At 64.5% G+C, this 24,397-nt stretch carries 17 protein-coding genes and 1 tRNA gene; 8 read left to right on the top strand and 10 right to left on the bottom strand.

Going from position 1 to position 24,397, the window contains the following annotated elements; genetic code table 11:
• The first annotated feature begins 5 nt into the window (after nucleotides 1-5).
• The 5 genes from F3J19_RS16715 to F3J19_RS16735 all read left to right on the top strand — a co-directional run bounded on the left by F3J19_RS16715 (nucleotide 6) and on the right by F3J19_RS16735 (nucleotide 2,895).
• Nucleotides 6-752, top strand: a complete 747-nt coding sequence (locus F3J19_RS16715; RefSeq protein ID WP_167043268.1) for a phage major capsid protein — start codon at nucleotides 6-8, stop codon at nucleotides 750-752.
• A gap of 165 nt (nucleotides 753-917) precedes the next feature.
• A complete protein-coding gene (locus tag F3J19_RS16720) occupies nucleotides 918-1,391 on the top strand; it encodes a type VI secretion system tube protein Hcp (RefSeq protein WP_167043270.1) in 474 nt (157 codons plus the stop codon).
• 15 nt (nucleotides 1,392-1,406) lie between these two features.
• Entirely contained in the window at nucleotides 1,407-1,904 is a 498-nt protein-coding gene (locus tag F3J19_RS16725; protein WP_167043272.1) for an STM2901 family protein, read from the top strand.
• A complete protein-coding gene (locus F3J19_RS16730; protein ID WP_167043274.1) occupies nucleotides 1,879-2,265 on the top strand; it encodes a DUF1493 family protein in 387 nt (128 codons plus the stop codon). The genes F3J19_RS16725 and F3J19_RS16730 overlap by 26 nt, the downstream gene beginning before the upstream one ends.
• Before the next feature lie 108 nt (nucleotides 2,266-2,373).
• Nucleotides 2,374-2,895, top strand: coding sequence for a DUF4279 domain-containing protein (locus tag F3J19_RS16735; RefSeq protein ID WP_345891043.1), 522 nt, complete (start codon nucleotides 2,374-2,376; stop codon nucleotides 2,893-2,895).
• A 401-nt stretch (nucleotides 2,896-3,296) separates the two neighbouring features.
• On the opposite strand, the gene F3J19_RS16740 is transcribed toward F3J19_RS16735, so the two are convergent.
• Nucleotides 3,297-3,373, bottom strand: a tRNA-Met gene (locus F3J19_RS16740).
• Between the two features lie 239 nt (nucleotides 3,374-3,612).
• Between F3J19_RS16740 and xth the strand changes: the two genes are divergently transcribed.
• On the top strand, nucleotides 3,613-4,389 hold the full coding sequence (gene xth, locus F3J19_RS16745) for an exodeoxyribonuclease III (protein WP_167043276.1): 777 nt from the start codon (nucleotides 3,613-3,615) through the stop codon (nucleotides 4,387-4,389).
• Between the two features lie 108 nt (nucleotides 4,390-4,497).
• On the opposite strand, the gene F3J19_RS16750 is transcribed toward xth, so the two are convergent.
• The 4 genes from F3J19_RS16750 to glnA form a co-directional block, all read right to left on the bottom strand.
• The gene (locus F3J19_RS16750) at nucleotides 4,498-6,639 is read right to left on the bottom strand and encodes a prolyl oligopeptidase family serine peptidase (RefSeq protein WP_167043278.1); all 2,142 of its coding nucleotides are present in this window, start codon (nucleotides 6,637-6,639) and stop codon (nucleotides 4,498-4,500) included.
• A gap of 179 nt (nucleotides 6,640-6,818) precedes the next feature.
• Nucleotides 6,819-8,354, bottom strand: a complete 1,536-nt coding sequence (gene ntrC / locus F3J19_RS16755; protein WP_167043280.1) for a nitrogen regulation protein NR(I) — start codon at nucleotides 8,352-8,354, stop codon at nucleotides 6,819-6,821.
• 41 nt (nucleotides 8,355-8,395) lie between these two features.
• Entirely contained in the window at nucleotides 8,396-9,538 is a 1,143-nt protein-coding gene (glnL, locus tag F3J19_RS16760) for a nitrogen regulation protein NR(II) (protein WP_167043282.1), read from the bottom strand.
• Between the two features lie 187 nt (nucleotides 9,539-9,725).
• Entirely contained in the window at nucleotides 9,726-11,141 is a 1,416-nt protein-coding gene (gene glnA / locus F3J19_RS16765; protein ID WP_167043284.1) for a type I glutamate--ammonia ligase, read from the bottom strand.
• A gap of 467 nt (nucleotides 11,142-11,608) precedes the next feature.
• Here glnA and F3J19_RS16770 point away from each other — a divergent pair, with 467 nt between their 5' ends.
• On the top strand, nucleotides 11,609-12,073 hold the full coding sequence (locus tag F3J19_RS16770) for a rhodanese-like domain-containing protein (protein WP_167043286.1): 465 nt from the start codon (nucleotides 11,609-11,611) through the stop codon (nucleotides 12,071-12,073).
• A 313-nt stretch (nucleotides 12,074-12,386) separates the two neighbouring features.
• On the opposite strand, the gene F3J19_RS16775 is transcribed toward F3J19_RS16770, so the two are convergent.
• From F3J19_RS16775 to F3J19_RS16790, 4 genes are all read right to left on the bottom strand, one after another.
• Nucleotides 12,387-13,223 carry a molybdopterin-binding protein gene (locus F3J19_RS16775; protein WP_167043287.1) on the bottom strand — a complete coding sequence of 279 codons (837 nt, stop codon included), beginning with the start codon at nucleotides 13,221-13,223 and terminating at the stop codon, nucleotides 12,387-12,389.
• 20 nt (nucleotides 13,224-13,243) lie between these two features.
• Nucleotides 13,244-14,077: an EI24 domain-containing protein gene (locus tag F3J19_RS16780; RefSeq protein WP_167043289.1), complete on the bottom strand. Its 834-nt coding sequence runs from the start codon at nucleotides 14,075-14,077 to the stop codon at nucleotides 13,244-13,246.
• 214 nt (nucleotides 14,078-14,291) lie between these two features.
• A complete protein-coding gene (locus F3J19_RS16785) occupies nucleotides 14,292-15,290 on the bottom strand; it encodes a sterol desaturase family protein (RefSeq protein WP_167043291.1) in 999 nt (332 codons plus the stop codon).
• A 61-nt stretch (nucleotides 15,291-15,351) separates the two neighbouring features.
• Nucleotides 15,352-16,371, bottom strand: coding sequence for a beta-propeller fold lactonase family protein (locus F3J19_RS16790; RefSeq protein WP_167043293.1), 1,020 nt, complete (start codon nucleotides 16,369-16,371; stop codon nucleotides 15,352-15,354).
• A gap of 508 nt (nucleotides 16,372-16,879) precedes the next feature.
• On the opposite strand from F3J19_RS16790, the gene F3J19_RS16795 reads away from it, so the two are divergent.
• Nucleotides 16,880-19,258: a YadA family autotransporter adhesin gene (locus F3J19_RS16795; protein ID WP_240159009.1), complete on the top strand. Its 2,379-nt coding sequence runs from the start codon at nucleotides 16,880-16,882 to the stop codon at nucleotides 19,256-19,258.
• Between the two features lie 250 nt (nucleotides 19,259-19,508).
• Here F3J19_RS16795 and hrpA read toward each other — a convergent pair whose 3' ends face one another.
• Complete coding sequence (gene hrpA / locus F3J19_RS16800; RefSeq protein WP_167043297.1) at nucleotides 19,509-24,374, bottom strand: ATP-dependent RNA helicase HrpA; 4,866 nt, start codon at nucleotides 24,372-24,374, stop codon at nucleotides 19,509-19,511.
• Nucleotides 24,375-24,397 lie beyond the last annotated feature (23 nt).

Genomic DNA, 24,397 nt, shown 5'->3' on the forward strand with positions numbered 1-24,397 from the left:
ACTTGATGTCATATCGTGGGGCTTTTCGGTCTTTACCAGTTACGGGCGACCTCACCAACAACGCCGCGCCGCAGTATCCCGAGGGCTCACTGAAGAAGCAGAGCACGCTGAGCTTTGCCGATACGCTGTTTCCGGTGGCGACGATTGCGCACTGGATTCTCGCGAGTCGACAGGTGCTCGATGACGAACCGGCATTGCAGGGCTTTGTCGACTTGCAGATGCGTGAGGGTTTACAGGAGAAGATCGACCGTGAAGTGCTGACCGGCGACGGTCAACCCGGCAACCTGACCGGGCTGCTCACGGCGGGCACCGCGCTCGATGGCGTAGTGGGCGACAACAGGCTCGACACCGTGCTGATCGCGGTGGCAACGCTTCAGGCGCAGGGTGCGCAGCGCGTGGTCGTTGGTCTGAATCCGATGGACATCATCGCAATGGCGACCATGAAGGATGCGAGCGGCGCGTACCTGATGAACCCGCTAGTGCCGCTGTCGGGGGTGCTCGGCGCGTCCTTCACCGCAGCCTCGTCGATCCCGCGCGGCTCGTATGTCGCCGCAGCGACGCCGCAGGGCGCATACACCGCTTTGCGGCAAGACGTTACGCTGGAGGTCTCGCGCGAGGACGCCGACAATTTCCGCCGCAACATGGTCACGCTGCTCACGGAATGTCGCATGGCACTCGTGATCGCGAACCCGGAACTGGTGCTGCATGGTTCGTTCGTCGCGCCCGCAACGGCGTCGGCAAAGTCGAAGTAATCGCGCAGGTCTATCACGGCCCCGCTTCGGCGGGGCTTTTCGTCGGTGCGCCCTACAGGCTCTGCGTCCCGCCGCGATTTGCCTCGGCTTTCCTGACACTATTTTGCAAATTTCTCTCCGGGTTGGCGATATGCTCGAAACTCCATAAACACGTCTGGAATCCTAATGGCTGATATTTTTATCAAGATTGATGGTATTGCTGGCGAGTCGCAAGACGCGACGCACTTCGACGAAATTGAGGTTCTTAGCTGGAACTGGAATGTTACGCAGAAATCCAGCATGCATTCCGGATCGGGTGGCGGCGCGGCGAAGGCTTCAGTTTCGGATTTGAATTTTACACACACGATCGACCGTGCAAGCCCAAATCTCGCGAGCTATTGCTTTCAGGGCAAGCATATTCCAAAGGTCTTGCTGACCATGCGCAAAGCGGGTGGCTTGCCGCTCGAATATCTGAAAATCACGATGTCCGATGTGGTCATTACGCACGTAGAACCGGCGGCTGGAGCCGGATTTGCGCTAGAGCACGTTGCTTTGTCTTTTGCACGAATGAAAAAGGAATATGTGGTTCAGAGCGTAATAGGAGGCAGTCAGGGAACCGTGACCGCGCTTATTGACGTTAAGCAGAATAGCACCACGTGATCGCTGAAACTGACAATGAATGAATATGAACACCTCATCAGCGATGCTCCGAGCCAAAAGCCGAATACTTATGTGTATGGAGAGCACGATAGCCTAACGCCGCAAGGTCTTTTCTTCTGCGTAATGGTTGAACAGACCGTCAAGACTTTGGGGGTGGAAGATATCGGTGCAGTAATTGCGATTCTTGCGGGCCAGCCAATACTTCCCACGCGCGGCAAATTCGGTGGTGCAACAAAGGGAACATCTATTGCATCGAAAGTTAGTCGCGCGCTATTCGACTACGATTTTGAGCGGAATATTCTGCCGACCCTTACGAACAAGTCCATACTCACGTTTCGTTTTCGGATGGTGAACAATCTAGGGGTATTCATCGGACGGTGGACACCGATGGTCGGTTGGGCTATTACCGCCGCCGATGTGATAAAAATCTCCGTATTGACGCTTCTTCACTATAACCAGCTTGTCAAGCCAGAGGATCAAATCAACGATGCGACCGCAGGAAGTTTCGGTTGAACTGGAGGCGTTTATACGGAAGGAGATTGGTTTATCTCCGAAGAAACAGTTGAACCCTTCTGATACTTTGGAACACGATCTTGGAGTCACAGGGGATGATGCCGATGACTTCATGGACGCTTTTTCGAAACACTTCAACGTCAAGCCGGGCGATTTTGAATTCCTTCGCTACTTCGAAATGGAGGGATTTAGCGTATGGCCGTTTTCCATCTTTACCAACTGGTTGCATCGGCGCTGGGGGATCAAGAAGTACGATCAAACGGAGCCGCTAACTGTGGCAATGCTTCAACAAGCAATTGCGCTTGGCGTATGGGACAGCGAGCGTTTGAAGGAACGGAGAGACGAGTACACCAAGGAGTAACTAACAGGCCCGCTATCGGGTCTTTCCTTACGAGTACCGCTGAAAATTAACCGAACGGGTATGAGCGCAAGACGTTTGGCGATATGGTCCACGTCATGAAGGACGATCTTGATTTACGAGGCGATGACAATGTTATCTGGCATGACACAGGAGACATTGAATTCAGGAAAAACATCATCGGCAACATGCACGACTACGCCTTCTGAGCGCAAAATGACATCCATACATCAACTTGCACATGCGTCGTTTACGATCTATCAGGACGTTGAGCCGCCTGAATTCTGGACAAACTACTTTGGAGTTGCGCCTGATACACAGCGCATAAAGGACCAGTTCTGGCTTACATCATCGGGCCAGAAGAGTAAATTCCCGGCGCGAAATGGCCTATGGGGTGTGCGTAGCAAAGAGCACGTTCAGAGCAATCTTCTCGCCCCTCACCTTCGCTATCTTGTAGAACACTTGGCGCTACCGCGACCAGACTTGCCCGAATTACTTAAGCGCACTGGCGCGCATATGCGTTTCTTCTGCTACTGGTACAACGAAAGTGGCGACCGCGTACCCGATGTGCCTGACGACATTCGGGCGATGATGGAAGCAATGGGTGGAACGGTCGAGATTGACGAATATTAATGACGCCTTTGCCAGTAAAAACCAAGAGGCCGCCCTTGTGGCGGCTTTCCCTTCTGAGTCAATTCGCCAGCGCGCAAACATGCACCACCCATGCTTCCATCATAGGGCGGCGTGGGTCGAGAAGGTCATGCGTCAGAAGCGGGGGAAGCGTAGCCGGGGAAAAGGCGCGCCAAGGCAAGAATCCGCCCCGTGGTGCCGATGGCGCGAATTTCAGGTAGCAGGAAAGGCCGGGGCGCGTGGGGCCGCGACAGGCCCGGAAAGCAAAAAGCCCGCTTTGGGCGGGCTTGCTTGGGCGCTGCTTTTTGCCGGTTTTTCGCGGCCAGCGCCCACATAGCGCCCAAAATCGAATAAAAAACCTGTTTCCGAAAATGGGCTAAATCGAGGAAAGCCTTACTGAGCTTTGGTTGCGGGGGTAGGATTTGAACCTACGACCTTCGGGTTATGAGCCCGACGAGCTGCCAGACTGCTCCACCCCGCGTCAGAGAAAAAAGATTATATCGGGGCATTCACAAAACGTCAAATGTTCACAAAGGATATTTAGCATCGACGCGCCTTGGTCCGCGCGCGGCGCTCTCCCGAATCGCCCGACACCCCGCACGCGCGGCAAGACGCCGGCGACTACACCCGCGAGCGACATCGGCGGACACACCGGCGGCCCTCTCCACAGCGCCCGCCCGCGCACGATAAGATGCGGGACTACTGGAATACGAGGCCGTCATGAAAATCGCCACCTGGAACGTCAATTCCCTCAAAGTCCGCCAGCAACACGTGATCGACTGGCTCGCGAGCAGCGGCGTCGACGTGCTGTGCCTGCAGGAACTGAAACTCACCGACGACAAATTCCCGCGCGCCGAACTCGAAGCAGTCGGCTACCGCAGCTGGTACGCGGGGCAGAAAACCTATAACGGTGTCGGCATTCTGGTGCGCGAAGGCTTGCACGTCGACGAAAGCAGCATCGTGCGCAATATCCCCGGTTTCGAGGACCCGCAGCAACGCGTGATTGCGGCGACCATCGAAGGCGTACGCATCATCTCCGCATACTTCCCGAACGGCCAGGCGCCGGGCACCGAAAAATTCGCCTACAAACTGCGCTGGCTCGACGCACTGCACGCGTGGCTCGCGACCGAGATAAGCACGCATCCGAAGCTCGCTCTGCTGGGCGACTACAACATTGCGCCCGACGATCGCGACGTGCACGATCCGAAGGCATGGGAAGGCCAGAATCTCGTGTCGCCCGAAGAACGCGCGGCGTTCGTGCAGTTGATCGGCCTCGGTCTGTTCGATGCATTCCGTCAGTTCGAGCAGCCGGAAAAAATCTATTCGTGGTGGGACTACCGGATGATGGCGTTCCGCCGCAATGCGGGACTGCGCATCGACCACATCCTGCTGTCGAAAGCGCTCGCCGATACCTGCACCGCCTGCGACGTCGACAAGGTGCCGCGCAAATGGGAGCAGCCTTCGGATCACGCGCCGGTTTTCGCGCAGCTGGGTTGAGGGTGAGCGACAAGCATTGAACGCAGCGAGGCAGCGCCGGATCATGCCTCACTGCCTTACGCTTCCTGCTTTACCCCTACCCCACTCACCTCGGCCGCGACCCCAGCACTACCTGCCCTCGATATCCGCATCAGCGACTGCCTCGCCACCCAACACGCCCCACAAAAACCCGAACACCATCGCATCGTGCCCGGCCTGCTCCAGTTCATCGGAGCCGCCGTGGCCGCCCTCCGTATTCTCGCGATACCACACGTTGTCCACGCCGAGCGCCTGCATGCGCGCGGCCATCTTGCGCGCGTGGCCGGGATGCACGCGATCGTCGGCGGTCGAGGTCGTGAACAGCACGGGCGGATAGGCAACGCCCGCCGCGACGTTGTGATATGGCGAGTACGCGGCCAGTACGCGCGCTTCGCCGGGTTCGTCCGGGTCGCCGTATTCGTCGATCCATGACGCGCCCGCATGCAGCAGGTGATAGCGGCTCATATCGAGCAACGGCACCTCGCACACGACGGCGCCGAACAGCTCGGGCCGCTGCACCATGCAGGCGGCCACCAGCAGGCCGCCGTTGCTGCCGCCCTGAATGCCGAGTTGCGCGGCGCTCGTTACGCCGGTGTCGATCAGCGCCTTCGCGACCGCGATGAAATCGTCGAACGCGCGCTGCCGATGCTCGCCCTGCGCCGCCATATGCCAGCGCGTGCCGAACTCGCCGCCGCCGCGAATATGCGCGACCACGTACACGCCGCCGCGTTCGAGCCAACCGATACCCTGCCCGGTCAGATAGCTCGGCAGCAACGGAATCGCGAAGCCGCCATAACCGCTCAGCAGACAAGGACGGGCAATCGGGCGTGCTTCGTCCTGCTTCGGCGCGATCACCGTGTAGGGCACACGCGTGCCGTCGGCCGACACCGCATGTCCGCGCGTCACCGTGCAATGCGTTGCGTCGAACTGCGTCGGCCAGCGGTCGAGCAATTCCCATTCGCCAGGATCGCCAGGCTCGTCGCGCGCGAGGTCGGTGAGCCAATAGGCCGGCGGTTGCAGATAGTCGTCGGCATCGACGAATACTTCGTCGTTGAGCGTCGCTTCGACCGGCGACACGTCGACCTGCGCATCGCCGTGCGACTCGAATACGCGCTCGCGCCAATGCCATGTCCGGTCGTTGCCCGAGGTTGGCGTTGGCGTCCAGATCAGCGTCTTGCCGCGCACGTCGTCGAGATACGAGACGATCAGATGATGGCGCGTATGCGACCACTCGCAGGCCGAGGTCAACGGTGTCGGCACAAAAAGCGGCGTCACCTCGCGCTCGCCGCGCAGAAACGCATCTTCGCGAATCGCGAGCAGCGCGCCGCCCGGATAGTGCGCACCCTTGCCTGCCCCACCACACGCCCAGTCGAGCCGCGGTTCGAGCAGCAGCCAGCCTTGCCACGCGCCCACCGCAACGTGCGCGGGCACGTCATAGCGATGCCATGCATCGGTCGCGCCGTCGAGATAGTACGTGTGCGAATCGAAGAAATCGACGCTGCTCGTCACCGTGTGGCGACCTTCGAGCGGATCGTAATGCGCTTCCACGCCGATATCGCCGAACTCGCCGCGAAACACCACGGGCGCATCGGCCAGCGCGGTGCCGCGCGTCCAGCGCCGCACCTCGCGCGGATAACCCGAGCGTGTCAGCGTCTTGCGGCCGTTGTCCCAGCCGACGTAGAGCGTATCGCGATCGATCCACGATGCCGTGTGCTTGCCCGCCTTCGCAATCGCGAAGCCCGCGTCGACAAAGCATCGCGCCTCGATGTCGAACTCGCGCACGACGAGCGCATCCGAGCCGCCCGGCGACATCGTGATCAGCGCACGGTCGCCGTCGGGATAAAGGATGTCGAGGTCGACGCAGACCCACGGCGTTTTTTCGGCGGTGCCGAGCGCGTCGAAGTCGAGCAGGTTCTGCCACACGGGCGCGCCGCTGCGCCACGCCGACCACGCGGTGCGTCGCCAGATGCCGCGCGGATTGCGCTCGTCCTGCCACAGATCGTAGGCCCACTCCCGCCAGCGATCGGGAATCACCGGGCGCTCGCGCGGCAGGTAGGCGTCGGCAAGGCGCTGCCGCAGCGTGTCGAACGGCTTGCCGCTGCACCACGCGGCGCGTGTGCGCGCATTCTGCGCTTCGACCCACGCGAGCGCGTCAGGGTTGTCGAGCGCTTCGAGCGACAGGAAAGGATCGGGGGAAAGCGGCCACTGGAAGGAAGCGGAAGAAGCAGGCATCGTCGGCTGTCGAATGGAAACAGCGTCGATTATGCCTTGGGAGAGCGTGCGGCCGATTTGCCGAAAGCTCTCCCCAAAACGACGAAGGCGGCTCGCGCCGCCTTCGTCTGCCATGCGTCATTGCCTAATGAACGCCCAATGAGCACTCAATGAGCGCCCGATGTGCACTCGACGCGCGCTCAAGGCTCGAGATTCAACTCCTGAATCTTGCGCGTAATCGTATTGCGGCCGATCCCCAAACGCTCGGCCGCCTCGACCTTGCGGCCGCGCGTGAAGTCGAGCGCCTCGCGAATCACCGCGGCTTCGAAGCGGCGCGCGAGTTCGTCCATCACGTCCGCCGCGTTTTCGCGCAGCATGCGCGCGACTTCGGTACGCAAGCCGCCTTCCCACGCGCTCAACGCAGCCGCCACCGCCACACCCGCCGCGCCGAGCGGATGCACGGCACTGGGGTTCGCACCAGCGAGCGGCGCCCCGCCCGCGAATCCGGCACCTGACGCAACAGCAGCACCATCCGTCGCAGCGGCCGCGCTCGCGCCGGCGGCATCGCCTGCCGCAACCTGCACGGGACCAAGATCGGGCGGCAGATCCTTGATCTCGATCGTCTGCGCGGGCGCCATCACCGTGAGCCAGTTCGCGAGATTTTCGAGTTGCCGCACGTTGCCCGGAAACGGCAGCGACGCAAGATACGCGAGCGCTTCATCCGAGACCCGCTTCGGCTCGACGCCGAGATCGCGCGCGCTCTTCTGCAGGAAGTGCCGCGTGAGCAGCGGAATGTCCTCGCTGCGTTCGCGCAAGGCCGGCAAGCGCAAACGAATCACATTGAGCCGATGGTACAGGTCCTCGCGAAACAGCCCCTGACGCACGCGCGCTTCGAGGTTCTGATGCGTCGCCGCGATCACGCGCACATTCGAGCGCAGCGGATTATGGCCGCCCACGCGATAGAACTGCCCGTCCGACAGCACGCGCAACAAACGCGTCTGCAGATCGAACGGCATGTCGCCGATTTCGTCGAGAAACAGCGTGCCGTTCTCGGCCTGCTCGAAGCGCCCCTGGCGCATCGCCTGCGCGCCCGTGAACGCGCCGCGCTCGTGGCCGAACAGTTCGGACTCCAGCAGATCCTTCGGAATCGCCGCCGTATTCAGCGCGATGAAGGGACCGTTCGCGCGTGGGCTATGCCGGTGCAACGCGCGCGCAACCAGTTCCTTCCCGGTGCCCGATTCGCCAGTAATGAGCACGGTCGCCGCCGAATGCGACAGACGGCCGATCGCGCGAAACATGTCCTGCATCGCGGGCGCCTGGCCGAGCATCTCGGGCGCTTCGGCGACGCGCTCGTCCCACGTCTGCTCGCCGCGCATGCTTTCGTCGACCGCGCGGCGAATCAGCTCGACCGCCTTGTCGATGTCGAACGGCTTGGCGAGATATTCGAACGCGCCGCCCTGAAATGCGGCGACCGCGCTATCGAGGTCCGAGAACGCGGTCATGATGATGACGGGCAAGCCCGGCACCTTGTCGCGCACGGTTTGCAGCAATTCGAGCCCCGAGCCGCCCGGCATGCGGATGTCGGAGACCAGCACCTGCGGGCTGTCGTGATCGAGCGCGGCCGACGCTTCGCGCACGTTCGCGAAACTGCGCGTCGCGAAGTTTTCGCGGGCGAGCGCTTTTTCGAGCACCCAGCGAATCGATTGATCGTCGTCTACTATCCAGATCGGCTTCATATAGGTCGGTCAGAAGTCTTGAAATGCATGGAGTATCTGCATCAGCAGTCGAGCGGCAGCAGAATCTGAAACTCGGTATGGCCCGGCCGGCTATCCACTTCGATCAGGCCGTCGTGCTGCTGCACGAAGGTCTGCGCGAGCGTGAGACCGAGACCGCTGCCGTCCTCGCGCCCCGACACGAGCGGATAGAAAATGCGGTCGCGAATCTCTTCGGGAATGCCGGGGCCGTTGTCGACGATATGCAAGTCCAGTGCCAGTTTGCACAGGCGCTTCGAGATCGTGACCTTGCGCGCGATGCGCGTGCGCAGCTCGATGCGCGCATCGCCCTGCGAGATGCGCTCGCGCAATGCCTCGGCCGCGTTGCGCACGATGTTCAGCAGCGCCTGGATCAACTGCTCCTTGTCGCCGCGCAAATCCGGCACGCTGACGTCGTAATCGCGCGCGATCGTGAGGCCGCGCGGAAACTCCGCGAGAATCACCTGGCGCACGCGCTCGCACACCTCGTGAATGTTCACGTCGCCGACGATATGCGGATGCCGGTGCGGCTCCAGCAAGCGGTCGACGAGCGTCTGCAGCCGGTCCGACTCCTTGATGATGACCTGGGTGTACTCGCGCAATTCGTCGCGCTGCCGCTCGCCGAGTTCGAATTCGAGCAGTTGCGCGGCGCCGCGGATGCCGCCGAGCGGATTCTTGATCTCGTGCGCGAGATTGCGGATCAGTTGCTTGTTGACGGCCGTGAGGTCGTTGATGCGCTCCTCGCGGTCGGTGCGCAGATGCCGCTCGTTCTCGAACAGTTCGAGCAGCACGTAGTCCTGCGCGCTTTCCAGAAAGCCGACGATCGCATGCACGTGCAGCGGCTCGTGGCCCGGTCGTTCGAGCACGGCATCGAGATGCGTCGCGTGAAAACGGTGCGCGGCGATCGCGGTGATCGTCGCGACCAGTTCGTCCGCGTTCGAGAAGATGTCGGGCCACGCCATCTGCGTCAGTTGCCGGCGCGACATTTCGAGCATCGACTCCGCCGACGGATTCGCGAACGCGACGCGCAGCGTGCGCTTGTCGAGCACCAGCACGACGGTCGGCAGCGCCTCGAAGCCCGGCAGCAATCCGGAACTCACGAGCTGCGGATCGTCCGACAGCGTCTGTTCGTGTCCTTTCCTTGCCTTGATCAGATTCTTGAGAACCATCTTGCAGTCCGGCCGGTAGGAGAGCGTGGGAGGTCGGGGGATGGCTTCGGCTTGCCCTTGCGGGGCTGCCCGCCTTTGTTCCGCCCGCGCCCTAACGAAAAAGGGACGGCGCCGCCGTCCCTTCGTGACCGATCGCGAGCGTCGGGCAAAGCGCTTCGCCGGGTGACGGGCGAAGCGCCATGACCGCTTACAGCGAGTAGTACATTTCGAATTCGATCGGATGCACCGACTGACGATAGCGTTGCAGCTCGCCCGTCTTCAGTTCGATGTACGCGTCGAGCATCGAATCCGTGAACACGCCGCCGCGCGTCAGGAACTCGCGGTCCGCGTCGAGCGCGTCGAGCGCCTGGTCGAGGCCGGCGCACACGGTCGGGATCTTGGCATCCTCTTCCGGCGGCAGGTCGTACAGGTTCTTGTCGGCGGCTTCGCCCGGGTGAATCTTGTTCTGCACGCCGTCGAGACCCGCCATCATCAGCGCGGAGAAGCACAGGTACGGATTCGCCAGCGGGTCCGGGAAGCGCGTTTCGATGCGGCGGCCCTTCGGGTTCGACACGTGCGGAATACGGATCGATGCCGAACGGTTGCGAGCCGAGTAAGCAAGCTTGACCGGCGCTTCGAAGTGCGGCACGAGACGCTTGTACGAGTTCGTACCCGGGTTCGTGATCGCGTTCAGCGCGCGAGCGTGCTTGATGATGCCGCCGATGTAGAACAGCGCGAATTCCGACAGGCCGGCATAGCCGTTGCCCGCGAACAGATTCTGGCCGTCCTTCCAGATCGACTGGTGAACGTGCATGCCCGAACCGTTATCGCCGACGATCGGCTTCGGCATGAACGTCGCCGTCTTGCCGTACGTGTGCGCGACGTTGTGGATGATGTACTTCATCTGCTGCAGCCAGTCGGCGCGCTGCACGAGCGTCGAGAACTTGGTGCCGATTTCGTTCTGGCCCTGGCCCGCCACTTCGTGGTGATGCACTTCGACCGGAATGCCGATCTGTTCGAGCAGCAGGCACATTTCCGAGCGGATGTCCTGGAACGTGTCGACCGGCGCGACCGGGAAGTAGCCGCCCTTCGTGCCCGGACGGTGGCCGGTGTTGCCGCCTTCGAATTCCTTCGCCGACGACCACGGTGCTTCTTCCGAACCGATCTTGACGAAGCAGCCCGACTGATCCGTGTTCCACTGGACCGAGTCGAAAATGAAGAATTCCGGTTCCGGACCGAAGAAGGCCGTGTCGCCGAGGCCCGAGCTCTTCAGGTACGCTTCGGCGCGCTTCGCGAGCGAGCGCGGGTCGCGCTCGTAGCCCTTGCCGTCGGCCGGTTCGACGACGTCGCAGGTCAGCACGAGGGTCGATTCTTCGAAGAACGGGTCGATGAAGGCCGTGTTCGCGTCCGGGATCAACAGCATGTCCGATGCCTCGATGCCCTTCCAGCCGGCAATCGACGAACCGTCAAACGCATGGCCGCTTTCGAACTTGTCTTCTTCGAATGCCGACACCGGCACCGAAACGTGTTGTTCCTTGCCGCGCGTGTCGGTGAAACGGAAGTCGACAAACTTGACGTCCTCGTCCTTGACGAGTTGCATGACGTCGGCCACGGATTTACTCATAACCTATCTCCTGATTAACGAATTCGGCGGATTCAGCCGCCGCCCAATCTAGCTGACCCACCCCGGCGCGTCCACCCGAAAGAGGCTCGGACACGGTGAAAACCCGAAAAATCTGCGGGGCGAATCGATCGGCACCAATAAAGCATCTTCTGTGCCATGTTTGCGAACCAGGCCGTCCGATCTGGCGCACAGCCTTGCTGCATCTGCGTTTGCCGGCGGCGGACACAGCCCGCGCCGGGCCGCCGCGCCATCCGGCGGGATTTGAATGCACCAGTTACGTGCATTCACCGGTTTGGCAACGACTCATATCTTCATTTTGGTGCATTTGAATAAAAATGCACCATTTTTGCGCATTCATGATGCTTCGGCGGTTGAGTGCGCCGTTGCGCGCCGCCGGCGCCCCGCACACCTGCGCGGTATGCACCGCGCGCTAGAATGATCATTTGGTCCGAAGGAGATTGACGCTCATGAGCACGCTCGAACAGCTGTACGCGCAGGCGGACGCCCGCCGCACCGGGAATCAACTGCCTTACGCGGGCGCGGTATCGCCCGCCGAGGCGTTCGAGTTGCTGCAACTCGATCCGCGCACGCGTCTCGTCGACGTGCGCACGCGTGCCGAACTCGACTGGGTCGGCCGGCCGGTTATCGGCGATGGGCAATACGCGCATGTCGAATGGACGCGTTATCCGGGCGCGGTGCCCAATCAGGAATTCATGCAGCAACTCGCGCAGGTGGCATCGCCCGATACGCCGGTGCTGTTCCTGTGCCGCAGCGCCGCGCGCTCGAAGCTCGCCGCGATCGCCGCGACCCAGGCCGGCTTCACCAAGGCGTACGACCTGCTGGAAGGTTTCGAAGGCGACAAGGACGGCCAGGGGCATCGGAAGACGGTGTCGGGCTGGTGTTTTCGCGGGTTGCCGTGGATCGGCGCCTGAAGGCCCGCGCTCTGGAAGCTGACGGGCCGCGCTTCGGCTGCGGTGAACCCGTGGCCTGACACGGCGCGAGGGCGGCCGGCCGCTCGCCGCCTGAAGTCCCGGGCGCCGCGGGAAGCCGCGCGCCGAGCCTGCACATGGTCGAGGTTCAATGTGACAGGCCAATGATTCGCGAGCGGCCCGATATGCGTCTTGTCGAATGCCCCGGGGCACGGGTTGAACTGCTCGCCATCACATCGCAGCCGCAGCGCGAGTGATGGCGGAGAGTTCAGCCGCCGCGATTCGGCCCACCCTCAGCCCACTACTCGCCCGCCGGTCACTTGCCCGGCTTCGCCGTCGCGGCCGCCACCTCGGGCTCGACGATATCGCCGCCGAGCAGATGCACGCCTTCGCGCAGCTTCACGAACGCCGCGGCCACCGCTTCCGGCTCGCCCTTCACGCCGAGATCGATATGATGCCGTGCATAGACGCCGCCGCGCTCCGCGTCGCCGACGCTCGGCAGGCTGAACACGCGCACGCCCGGAAAATCGCCTTCGATTTTCTCCATCAGCGGCGTGAGGCGCGACTCCGGCAACTCGAACACGAGCAGCGACTTCTCCGCATGCGGCATGGCGTGATGCAGGTGTGCGTACTGCGTATCGAGCACCCATTCGATCATCGGCCAGGCCATCACCGGAAAGCCCGGCACGAAATAATGCTGGCGGATCGAAAAGCCCGGAATCTTGTTGTAGCCGTTCGGAATGATCTCGGCGCCCTGCGCAAACGTGCCCATGTTCAGGCGATGCCGGTTTTCGGGCGTGTTCAGATCGAGCGGCGCCGGCGAGTTCGCCGGATACATGTCGCGGATGCGCTCCTGGATCAGCCGCGCTGCATCCGGATGCAGCTCGAGCGGCACGCCGAGCGCGGCCGCCGCGCATTGGCGCGTGTGATCGTCAGGCGTCGCGCCGATGCCGCCGGTCGAGAAAACGATGTCGCCCGAGTCGAACGTGCGCCGCAGCGTCGCCGTGATGCGCTCGGGGTCGTCGCCGACGTACTCAGCCCAGCCGAGCGACAGCCCGCGCGCGCCGAGCAATTCGATGACCTTCGGCAGATGCTTGTCGACACGCCTGCCCGAGAGGATTTCATCGCCAATGATGATGACGCCAAATGCCATTGCGGCCTCTTCTTGTTGGATCAATAGGGAACCGGCGCGCTCCGGCGCACGCCGCCATGCTCTTCCGCCCGCATGCGCTGCAGCGCGCGCAGGCAGTAGTAGCCGAACCACAGCGCCGAGAACACGAGGATGAACGCGTAAATCCAGATCGTCACCGCGGTGATCACCGGGAACAGCACGATCAGCCAGACCGACGACGCCCACAGCAGCGTCGGCAGCGAGCCGAGCAGACCGCTCGCGACGCCGATCAGCAGCAGCGGCAGCCGATGGCGCCGCACGAGTTCGCGCCGCTCCTCAGGTGTCGCGTGCAGGGCCAGCGCGTCGTAGCTCATGACACGATAAGTCAGCCAGCCCCACAGGAGCGGCGGAATCAGCGCGAAGAACGGCGGCACGAGCCACAGCGGCAGCGTGACGATCAGCAGCACGAGACACACGAGCGTGGCCCACAACGCCTGGCCGAGGCTACCGTACCACGTTCCGCCGCGCCGCATTTCAAGCCCGGCGAACTGGCGGTCCGCGAGAAAGCGGATCGCGGCCGGCATCGACAGCATCGCGATCAGCAGCAGCACCGTGACGACGATCAGCGGAATCGCCACCGCGATCACGATGAACGGTGCGATCACCGCATGCAGGGTCGAAAAGCCGAGCCAGTCGAACAGATGGTAAAGCGTCGCGGTGAAAGACCAGTCGTCGAGCCACGAGCGGGTCGCGCCCGTGAGCGTCTGCCAGAAAAACCACAGGGCCACGCCCCAACTGACCGTCGCGACGATGAACGGTTTGAAGGTCAGCCAGAGCATGCGCGGATGGAACGCGCTGGCGAGCGCGCGCCCGAACGAGCGCAACAGATCATTCATGCGAGCCGGTGCCTGCGAACGAAACGGTGAAAGAGAAATCGCGCCGGCGCCGGCCCGACATACCGGGAAGCCGGCGCGTGCGCGCGAACGTGGACAGGATAAACCAGCAGGACGCACCGCCGGGAGAAGCCGGCGGTGCGAGTAAGTGTGCCCGGACAGGCGTCGGGTGGGTTCAGGCGGATCGGGCCGCGCCGGCGGTCCAACGCGGGCGGACTCAAACCGCGGCGGCGTCGTTGCCGGGCGCGCGGCGCTTCGGCGCGAGCCGCCGTGCAATGCGCACGAAGGCAAGCCAGTGCTGCGCCCAGAAACCCTCGCCGTAACGGCGGCCTTCGAGCTGGTCGCGGATGCCGGTCGGCTCCATCTCGCGGTTCCACGAGGCGCTGCCGAACAGCATGTCCCACCACGGAAACAGCACGCCGAAGTTGCAGCCGTACTGGAGCCCTTCGTGACCGTAGCCGATCGCATGATGGCGGCGATGAAACGTCGGGCTGACCAGCAGCCGCTCGCCGAGCCAGCCGAAATACAGGCGGATGTTCGCGTGCTGCACGCTCTGTGCGAGATTCGTGATCGCGACGAGCACGACGAACTGCGACGGCGGCACGCCGATCACGAGCGCGATCACCGCGAAGAACGAGGCCTGCAGCAGGTCGTCGAGCAGATGGTTGCGGTCGTCGGCCCACAGCGACATCTGCCGCTGGCTGTGATGCACCGCGTGCAGCTCCCACCACACGCCGATGCGGTGCTGCCAGCGGTGATACCAGTAGCCGGCGAAGTCGAGCACGAGCAGATACATCACGAACGTGACGAGCGGCTGCGTGGTCACGCCGGGCCACAGATTGTCGAAATTGACGTTCGCGATGCCGCGCATGCGCAGCCAGCCCTGCACGTTGTCGAAGAACGGCTGCAGCGCGAAGAAAAAGAACAGGTTGAGAATGCCGAGCTTGGCGATCCACGTGTAGAGCACGTCGACGCGCACCGCCTTGCGGTTGTCCCACCGCTCGACCGGGCGCAGCGCCTCGAGCGGCCTCAGGAGCGCGTACATCGCCAGCACCTCGAACACGCCGACGATGACCCAGTACAGGCTGTCGTACGTGTCTTCGTCGTAGTCCATCAGGTCGAAGCGGTACAGCAGCGGCTGCACCACGTCGACGTACAGCCAGGTTTGCACGGCCGAGACGAAGCTGTCGAGCGAAGAGAAAATCAGATGGAACATGGTGCTGGCCTGGTTGCTTCGTGAGGTTGCCGCATCCGGTCACGCCGCCGCGCGGGCTCCCTCAGGCTCCATTCGGCGCGGTGACCGGCGCGCGATTGAAGAAGTAGATGCCGTGCGGCGAGCGGCCGACCGCGATGGTCTGGATCAGCTTGCGCGTGTTCAGGTCGATGATGCCGACGTGCTTCGCAAAGCGGAACGTAACCCACAGATAGCGTTTGTCGGCCGAAAGTTCCATGTCGTCCGGCCCCGGCATCAGACCGGTGATGTCGCCGACATTGGTGAGCGTGTCTTCGTCGATGATGCTGATCGTGCTGGCGACGCGGTTCGACACCGCAACGTGCCGGCCGTCGTCGAGCGAGCGGAAGTTGTGCGCGCCCTTGCCCGTGTGGATCGTCTTCACGACCTTCTGGTTGCGCCAGTCGACCACCGCCACGTAGTCCTCGCCGGTCATGCCGACGAGCAGGTATTTCTCGCCCGGCGTCATCCACAGGCCCGCCGGCACCTTGCCGACCTTCATCTTCCATTTCACGGTTTGCGTGGCCAGGTCGATCGCAGCGAGCTCGCCCGAGACCTGCAGCGTGACGAACACCGTCCTGCTGTCGTTCGTGAACGCCATGTGGCTCGGCATGACCGCGAGCGGCAGGCGCGACGCCAGCGTCATCTGGTTCTTCTGGCTGTCGTAGTGATAGATGTCGAGGCGGTCGAGCCGCAGGCCGGTCGTGACGAGCCACTTGTGGTCGGGCGAAAAGCCGATCTGATACGGGTCTTCGATGTTTTCGACCCAGCGCTGCACCTGGCCCGACTTCGGATCGACGAACATCAGGTTGTTCGACACCGAATTGGCGACGATCAGCGAAGAATTGTCCGGCGTGACCATCAGGTGGTGCGGTTCCTTGCCGGTCGGCACGGTGCCGACGACCTGGTGGCTGTTCTCGTCGATCAGGCTCAGCGTGGCTTCGCCGGAATTGAGCACGATCACGTTATTGGCGTGGGCCGCCGGAGAAAAAAAGCCTGCTGCGGCGACCAGCGCCGCGCCCGCGGCAAACGTTGCTGTCAAGCCGGGAAGAAAAAAATTACGCATGAAAACTCGCTTCGGAGAACAACCGTCATTGTAGAACGTTTGCCGGGCCGAGCGGTTGACTCAGGTCGCCACGAGACGCCGTGAAAATGAAGGGCGCGATGCGTCGCGACGGCTTGCGTGCATTTCGGAATCCTCTGATATCCAGGCGCCCCTGCGAGACCGGACACTTCTTCTCAGCGCACGGGCACCGGCGTTCGCGCCGGTGCTCTTCCAGACGCTTACCCCATCAACCCAGGCGCGTGACGCGGGGGCTCGGGCACACCCGGACGCAAGCGCGGACGGACGGGCCTGAAGCACCTTGTCAGGCACCGTGCGCTTCCGCCTTGCCTGTTGTCGGGATTGACCGGAGCCATCAAACGGGCCGAACGGACCGAGCGGACCGGTCGCGCCCGATTGATTCGCGTGCCGCGCGCCAAACCATAACGTAGAGGTTGCATTGACGAGTAAAAACCTGGTAGTGATTTGCCGTACCCCGTCGCACCCGGCGCCGGCCGCTTTGGAAGCCGCTTTGGAGACCGATCCGCAGGCCGCCCCCTTCACCGGAAACCGTCCGTCGACGCGCAGAAAAACCACCGCGCGGGCCCTGCAGGGCGCAGCCGGTATCGCAGTGGCCGCGGCGGCGCTCTACGCCGCAGACGCGGCGGCCGCCATCAATACGGTTCAATCCGACACCGCCAGCGCCACGGGCAATTTCGCGGTCGCCATCGGCGACGCGGCCAGTGCGAACGGCGACGCCGCAGTCGCGGTCGGACGGCAGGCCAGCGCGCAGAGCAACGGCGCGACGGCGCTCGGCTTGTCCGCCAATGCGCAAGGCCAGGCCAGTTTTGCCCTGGGCCAGGGCAGCGTCGCGCAAGGCGACAGTTCCAGCGCCGTCGGCATGAACGCAAGCGCTGAGGCGGACCGTTCCACCGCCGTGGGCATCAACGCCACCGCGCTCGGTATCGATTCGATCGCGGCCGGTTCGGCCGCGACGGCGGCGGGCGACGCCACCTCCGCATTCGGCGCCTTTGCCAACGCAGCGGGCTTCGGCTCCACCGCGCTCGGATACGCGGCAACGGCGAACGGCGACAACGCGTTCGCAGCCGGACTCCTCGCCTCGGCCAGCGCGGACTCCAGCATTGCGATCGGCGCTCATGCCGCCGTCAGCGGTGTGAGCGGCGTCGCACTCGGCGCGGCCGCACAGGCAAGCGGCGGCAATGCGAGCGCGATCGGCCCGGGCTCCGTGGCCTCGGGCAGCAATGCCATTGCGCTCGGTTACAACGCGAACGCAAGCGCCGACAACAGCGTCGCACTGGGCGCAAATTCGAGCACCACCGCGGACCTGTCCCAAAGCGCCTATGCGCCGGCGGGAACCGGCGCGACAGCGATTGCGGCGCCCGTCGCAACCGGCGAAGTCTCGCTCGGCTCGGCCGGCAACGAGCGCCGCCTGACGAATGTCGCGGCAGGCGCGGCGCCCACGGACGCCGTCAACGTCAGCCAGTTGAGCGCGGTCGACGGCAAGGTCGATGCGCTGGCACAAAGCAGCAGCCAGCATTACTTCAAGGCCGACGATCCCGCGGACGGCTCCGACGACGCCGTCGCCGACGGCACGCACGCGCTGGCGGCCGGCAGCAACGCGAACGCAACGGGCGCCGACGCGGCAGCCTTCGGCGCGAGCGCCAGTGCGAATGGCACCGCCACGACGGCGCTCGGCGCGCAAGCCGCGGCCAGCGCGACGAACGCGACCGCGGTCGGTGCGTCCTCGTCGGCCTTCGGTGCCGACGCAACCGCGCTCGGTGCGTATTCCGTCGCGAACGGCGCCGGTGCGATCGCCCTCGGTTACGGTGCCAGCGCAACGGCCACCAATGCGGTGTCGCTCGGCTATAACGCGAGTGCGCTGGCCCCGAACTCCGTCGCGCTCGGCCAGGGGTCGATTGCGGATCGCGCGGGCGCGGTGTCGGTCGGCTCCGCGGGCAACGAGCGCCAGATCACGAACGTGGCCGCCGGTACCGCCGACACCGACGCGGTCAACGTCGCCCAGTTGAAGGCGGTGAGCGACCAGAGCGCGGCGACGGCCGCGAAGCTCGACGGAGCAGTCATGTACGACACGAACGCCGACGGCAGCGCCAACCGCAACAGCGTCACGCTCGGCGGCGACCCGGCAAGCGGCACCGTGATTCACAACGTCGCCGACGGCGTGCTGGCGTCCGACGCGGTCAACCTCGGTCAGTTGAACTCGGCGCTCAGCGGTGCGATCAGCAACGCGGTGGCCGACTCGGCCAACCCGCTTTTCAGCGCGGACGGCGACCGCAATAGCGAAGCCGCGGTGGCGTCGGGCACGCACGCGGTCGCGGTCGGCGCCAACGCGCAGGCCACCGCGGCGAACGCAACCGCCATCGGCGCAAACGCCGTCGCCGGCGGCAACCAGGCCACCGCGCTTGGCGCGGCCGCGAACGCGAGCGCCGACAACTCGGTGGCGCTTGGCCAAGGCTCGGTTGCGGATCGGGCGAACACAGTGTCGGTCGGCGCCGCAGGCCAGGAGCGTACGATCGCCAACGTCGCGGCCGGCGTGCAAGGCACCGACGCGGTCAACGTCAATCAACTGCAGCAAGGCATGGGCGGCGCGGTCAGCCAGGCCAACCATTACACCGACGACCAGATCCGCTCGGCACGCCGCGACGGATACGGCGGCACGGCAACCGCCCTCGCGATGGCCGGCTTGCCACAAGCGGTCTTGCCGGGACGCGGCATGGTTGCCGTGGCGGGCGGCACTTACGGCGGGCAGTCGGCGGTGGCGATCGGTGTGTCGCAGCTATCGAATACCGGCAAATGGGTCTACAAGGTCCAGGGCAGCGCGGACTCGCGTGGCCAACTCGGTGCCTCGATCGGTGCGGGGATGCACTGGTAGCAGGAATGGCTTAGGGCTTCGAGCGGGGTGCGTCGGGATAATCGACCGCCCCGGTTATCACAGCCGCGCAGACAGCGAGTGGTCATAGCGGCACCCAGGCACGCAATGACGGCACGGCCAGCGCGTGACATCGCTCCCACAAGCGTCACGCGCTGGCCGTTGCGCGCGGCAATTCACTCGCACAGCGTGAATCGCGCGCGACGCTCCCAGACAGCGCCCGGCATGCCGCCACATGCGCCACGCCCTGCCCTCACCGCTGCATCGACTCCCAGACCTTGTACAGGCGCTTGACCGAAACCGGCATCGGCGTGCGCAGCTCCTGTGCAAACAGCGAGATCCGCAACTCCTCGAGCAGCCAGCGGAATTCGGCGAGACGCGGGTCCAGCACACCGCCGCGCTGCGACACCGCGCGCTGGTAGTGCTGCAGCAGCGGCTGGAATTCGGCGAATTGCCGGGCGTCGCGTGTCTGGTCCGCGCGCAGCTTGTCGATGCGCAGCGCCATCCCCTTCAGGTAGCGCGGGAAATGCGCAAGCTGCGCATACGGCGTATCGACCACAAAACGCTTGCCAACCAGCGCATCGAGCTGGCTCTGCAAATCGGCATAGGCGGCCGCGAACGGCTTCGCTTGCAGCAGCTTCTTCGTCAAGCTCGTGTATTCGCCGAGAATCTGCCCGACGAGCCGCGAGATTTCCTGCGCGAGCAGCGTGAGGCGGCTGCGGCCTTCGTCGCGGCGCGTGTGGAAACTCGCGTCGTCGTCAGGCAGCGGGTCTTGCAGGCAAGCGCGGTCGAGCGCGGTGTCGATCAGTTGATCGCGCAATTCCTCCTGCGTGCCGCGCGGCATGAACTGCATCGCCATCTCGCGCAGCCCCGGCAGGTTTTTCTCCAGGTACTTGATCGGCTCCTTCAGTTGCAGCGCGAACAGCCGGCGCAATCCCGCGCGATGAATCCGTGCTGCTTCTTCAGGCGAATCGAACACCTCGACGTCGCAATGCGTGCCGCGATCGACGAGCGCCGGATAGCCGAACAGCGTCTGACCGCCACGGCGAATTTCCAGCAGTTCGGGGAGCTTGCCGAAATTCCACGTCGTCAGTTTTTCATACAGCGCCGTGCCCGCCGCACTCTCCTGCGGCGCGGTCTGCGGAACCGCGGCCGCCCCCTTGTCGCGCGGTGAGCCGCCCGCGTTCGAATCGACGGCTTGCGCGGGCGGTGCCACACCGCCGCCGCCGGCATCGGCCAACGCCGCGCCCGCCGCGCTCGACACGAGCTTCTGGAAATGCTGCTGCGCCTGGCCGCCGAGTTCGGCGCGCAGTTGCGAGAGATTGCGGCCCATCGCGAGCTGCCGCCCGTGCTCGTCGACGACCTTGAAGTTCATGAACAGATGCGCGGGCAGCGTCTCGAGTTTGAAGTCGGACTGCTTCATCGCGACCTGGGTCTGCTCGCGCACGTCGGCGATCAGCGCTTCGAGCAGACCGCCCGCGCCGAAACGCTGCGCGCCGTGCCGGTCGGCGAAACCGGCCGCGTATTCGGGCAGCGGCACGCAATGGCGCCGCAGCTTCTGCGGCAACGACTTCAGCAACAGTTGCGCTTTCTCCTTGAGCATGCCCGGCACGAGCCATTCGCAGCGGCGCGCGTCGACCTGATTCAGCGCAAAGAGCGGCACCGCGAGCGTCACGCCGTCGCGCGGCGTGCCCGGCTCGAAGTGATAGGTGAGCGCCATCTCGATGCCGGCCATCGTCAGCCGCTTCGGGAACAGGTCGGTCGTGACGCCGGCCGCTTCGTGCCGCATCAGATCGTCGCGCGACAGGTACAGCAGGCGCAGCTTGCCCTCCGGCTGGCCGCTCTGTTTGACCTCGTCGCGATACCAGCGCTCGAACGACGCGCCGGTGTAAATGCCGTCCGGCAGCGCCTGATCGTAGAACGCGAAAATCAGCTCGTCGTCGACCAGCACGTCCTGGCGGCGCGACTTGTGTTCGAGCTGTTCGATGTCGGCGAGCAGCTTGCGGTTGTGCGCGAAGAACGCGAGCTTCGTCTCGAACTCGCCTTCGACGAGCGCGCCGCGAATAAACAGCTCGCGCGCGCGCGCCGGGTCCTGCTTGCCGAAGCTCACGCGCCGCCGGTGATAGATCGGCAGCCCGTACAGCATCGCGCGCTCGAACGCGGACACCTGCGCCGCGCGCTTTTCCCAGTGCGGCTCGGAGAGCGATTTCCTGAGCAGGTGCGCGCCGACCTTCTCGACCCACTCGGGCTCGATCTTCGCGATACAGCGCGCGTACAGGCGGCTCGTCTCGACGAGCTCGGCGGCCATCACCCACTTGCCGGCCTTCTTCACGAGCGCCGAACCGGGCCACAGGTAGAACTTGATGCTGCGCGCGCCGAGATAGTACGGCTCGTCGTCGGCCTTGAGACCGATATTGCCGAGCAGGCCGGTCAAGAGCGCGAGATGGATCTGCTCGAAGGTCGCTTCGGCGTCGTTCAGGCGCCAGCCGTGCTCGCGCACCACAGTCAGCAATTGCGAGTGAACGTCGCGCCATTCGCGCAAGCGCAACTGCGACAGAAAGTTCTTGCGGCACTCGTCCTGCAACTGCCGGTTCGACTTCTTGTGCGCGATCGCTTCCTCGAACCAGTTCCAGATTTTCAGCCATTGCAGAAACTCGGAACGCTCGTCGGCAAAGCGGCGATGCGCCTGGTCGGCCTGCTCCTGCGCCTCGATCGGGCGGTCGCGCGGGTCCTGCACGGACAACGCGCTCGCGATGATGAGCACTTCCTTCAGCGCCTGCTGGTCGCGCGCAGCCAGAATCATGCGGCCGACGCGCGGATCGAGCGGCAGGCGCGCGAGTTCGCGGCCGAGCGGCGTGAGGCGGTTGTCGTCGTCGACGGCGCCGAGTTCGTTGAGCAGCTGGTAGCCGTCGGAAATCGCGCGGCCCGGCGGCGGCTCGATAAACGGGAAGGTTTCGATCGCCGTCAGATGCAGCGACTTCATGCGCAGAATCACCGAGGCGAGCGACGAGCGCAGAATTTCCGGATCGGTGAAGCGCGCGCGGCCCTGGAAGTCGCTTTCCTCATACAGGCGAATGCAGATGCCGTCGGCCACGCGGCCGCAACGCCCGGCGCGCTGGTTCGCAGCGGCCTGCGAAATCGACTCGACCTGCAACTGCTCGACCTTGTTGCGATACGAGTAGCGCTTCACGCGCGCGAGCCCGGTGTCGACCACGTAGCGGATGCCCGGCACCGTCAGCGAGGTTTCGGCGACGTTGGTCGCGAGCACGATGCGGCGCGCGTTCGAGGTGCGGAACACTCGCTCCTGCTCGGCCGCCGACAGCCGCGCGAACAGCGGCAGAATTTCCGTATGCGGCGGATGATGCTTGCGCAATGCCTCGGCCGCGTCGCGAATCTCGCGCTCGCCGGGCAGGAAGACGAGCACATCGCCGGGGCCTTCGCGGCACAGTTCGTCAACGGCGTCGACGATCGCTTCCATCAGATCGCGGTCGGTCTCGCGCTGGGTTTTCGGCCGCTCGCGCCCGGACGGCCCGGACTGTCCAGACGATGACGCCGTACCCTGCGCCGCCTTCACCGCCGGGCTGTCCTCGACGATCGGCCGGTAGCGCACCTCGACCGGATAGAGACGCCCGCTCACCTCGATCACGGGCGCGGGTCGGTCCTCGCTGCCGAAATGGCGCGCGAAGCGGTCGGCGTCGATCGTCGCCGAGGTCACGATCAGCTTCAGGTCGGGGCGCTTCGCGAGAATTTCCTTCAGGTAGCCGAGCAGGAAATCGATGTTCAGGCTGCGCTCGTGCGCCTCGTCGATAATCAGCGTGTCGTACGCCTTGAGCAGCGGATCGGTCTGCGTTTCGGCGAGCAGGATACCGTCGGTCATCAGCTTGACCGACGCGCCCGGCGCGAGGTTGTCGTTGAAGCGCACCTTGTAGCCGACCACTTCGCCGAACGGCGTGCCGAGTTCTTCGGCGATGCGGCGGCCCGTCGCCGACGCGGCGATCCGGCGCGGCTGCGTATGGCCGATCAGACCCGTGCCGCCCGCGCCGAGGCCGCGGCCGAGCGCGAGGCAGATTTTCGGCAGCTGCGTGGTCTTGCCCGAGCCGGTTTCGCCCGAGACGATCACAACCTGATTCTGTGCAATGGCCCGCGCGATTTCGTCGCGACGGCCGGAGACCGGCAGCGCTTCGGGGAACGTGATCGGCGGAATCGGGTTCGGCTCGACGACGCGTGAAGGGCGCGGAGCGCGGGGTTCGCGTGGGTCACCTGTGCGAGGTCCGTTTGTACCGCTGGCCTCGCGTGCTTCACGCGGAGCGCGAGGTTCGCGTGAGTCGCCCGTGCGAAGTCCGTTTGTACCGCTGGCTTCACGCGACCGATCCGGCTCGCGCAAATCGCCAGGGCGCTGCCCCTGCGTTCCACGTATTTCACGTGACTCACGTGCTTCATCGGCCCCACGAGGGTCGGTCGCACCGCCGGCTTCACGTGACCGCCCCGGCTCACGCATGTCGCCGCCCTGGCGTTGCCCGCGCGGTTCACGTGGCTCACGCTGCTCACGCGCCTCACCGGTCGCGCGATGTCCGCCCGTCCCACCTGTTCCGCGCGCTTCACCTTCTGCATGCGGCCGATGCGACTCCCGCCGCCCGTCGCCGCGCCCCTCATCGCGTCCGCCGCCGCTTTCGGCAGCGCCCACCGAAGACGACAATTTCTGCGCAGACATATCCGACGCGCGACGCGACTCACCGCTCGGCACCGGCGCATGGCCGTGCCGGGACTCACGCGCCCCGCCGCGCCGATCCCGCTCGGCGCCCGCAGCCGGAACAGCAGCGGCAGCCGGCGCAACCTTCCCCCGCTTCCCCTCATCGCCCTGTTTCACCTCGCCACCGCCCTCGTCGCGGCGCATTTCGCGCGCCGCCGACAAACTGCCTTTCAGCCCGGACAACTGCTCGGAAAGCGACGCAGACGATCGCTGCGCCTCGCCCCCTCGACGCAATTCGCGCGCCGCCTGCGATGCATCGGACTGCGTTTCCCGCGCAGGCGCGCGCGGCGCGTCGCCGGGGTTCGTCTGAGCGGCGGACGGCGCCGGATTCTCGTTCGCCGCAGCGGGGCTTTTGGGTACATTTGACATGGGGGCGCATTATAATCCCCGGC

It is taken from the genome of Burkholderia sp. Ax-1724, from assembly GCF_011752995.1.
Taxonomy (GTDB): Bacteria; Pseudomonadota; Gammaproteobacteria; order Burkholderiales; family Burkholderiaceae; genus Paraburkholderia.

Coding starts and splice junctions, on each gene's coding strand:
- F3J19_RS16715 (WP_167043268.1), top strand. CDS start 6: ATGTCATATCGTGGGGCTTTTCGGTCTTTACCAGTTACGGGCGACCTC.
- F3J19_RS16720 (WP_167043270.1), top strand. CDS start 918: ATGGCTGATATTTTTATCAAGATTGATGGTATTGCTGGCGAGTCGCAA.
- F3J19_RS16725 (WP_167043272.1), top strand. CDS start 1,407: ATGAATGAATATGAACACCTCATCAGCGATGCTCCGAGCCAAAAGCCG.
- F3J19_RS16730 (WP_167043274.1), top strand. CDS start 1,879: ATGCGACCGCAGGAAGTTTCGGTTGAACTGGAGGCGTTTATACGGAAG.
- xth (WP_167043276.1), top strand. CDS start 3,613: ATGAAAATCGCCACCTGGAACGTCAATTCCCTCAAAGTCCGCCAGCAA.
- F3J19_RS16750 (WP_167043278.1), bottom strand. CDS start 6,639: ATGCCTGCTTCTTCCGCTTCCTTCCAGTGGCCGCTTTCCCCCGATCCT.
- ntrC (WP_167043280.1), bottom strand. CDS start 8,354: ATGAAGCCGATCTGGATAGTAGACGACGATCAATCGATTCGCTGGGTG.
- glnL (WP_167043282.1), bottom strand. CDS start 9,538: ATGGTTCTCAAGAATCTGATCAAGGCAAGGAAAGGACACGAACAGACG.
- glnA (WP_167043284.1), bottom strand. CDS start 11,141: ATGAGTAAATCCGTGGCCGACGTCATGCAACTCGTCAAGGACGAGGAC.
- F3J19_RS16770 (WP_167043286.1), top strand. CDS start 11,609: ATGAGCACGCTCGAACAGCTGTACGCGCAGGCGGACGCCCGCCGCACC.
- F3J19_RS16775 (WP_167043287.1), bottom strand. CDS start 13,223: ATGGCATTTGGCGTCATCATCATTGGCGATGAAATCCTCTCGGGCAGG.
- F3J19_RS16780 (WP_167043289.1), bottom strand. CDS start 14,077: ATGAATGATCTGTTGCGCTCGTTCGGGCGCGCGCTCGCCAGCGCGTTC.
- F3J19_RS16785 (WP_167043291.1), bottom strand. CDS start 15,290: ATGTTCCATCTGATTTTCTCTTCGCTCGACAGCTTCGTCTCGGCCGTG.
- F3J19_RS16790 (WP_167043293.1), bottom strand. CDS start 16,371: ATGCGTAATTTTTTTCTTCCCGGCTTGACAGCAACGTTTGCCGCGGGC.
- hrpA (WP_167043297.1), bottom strand. CDS start 24,374: ATGTCAAATGTACCCAAAAGCCCCGCTGCGGCGAACGAGAATCCGGCG.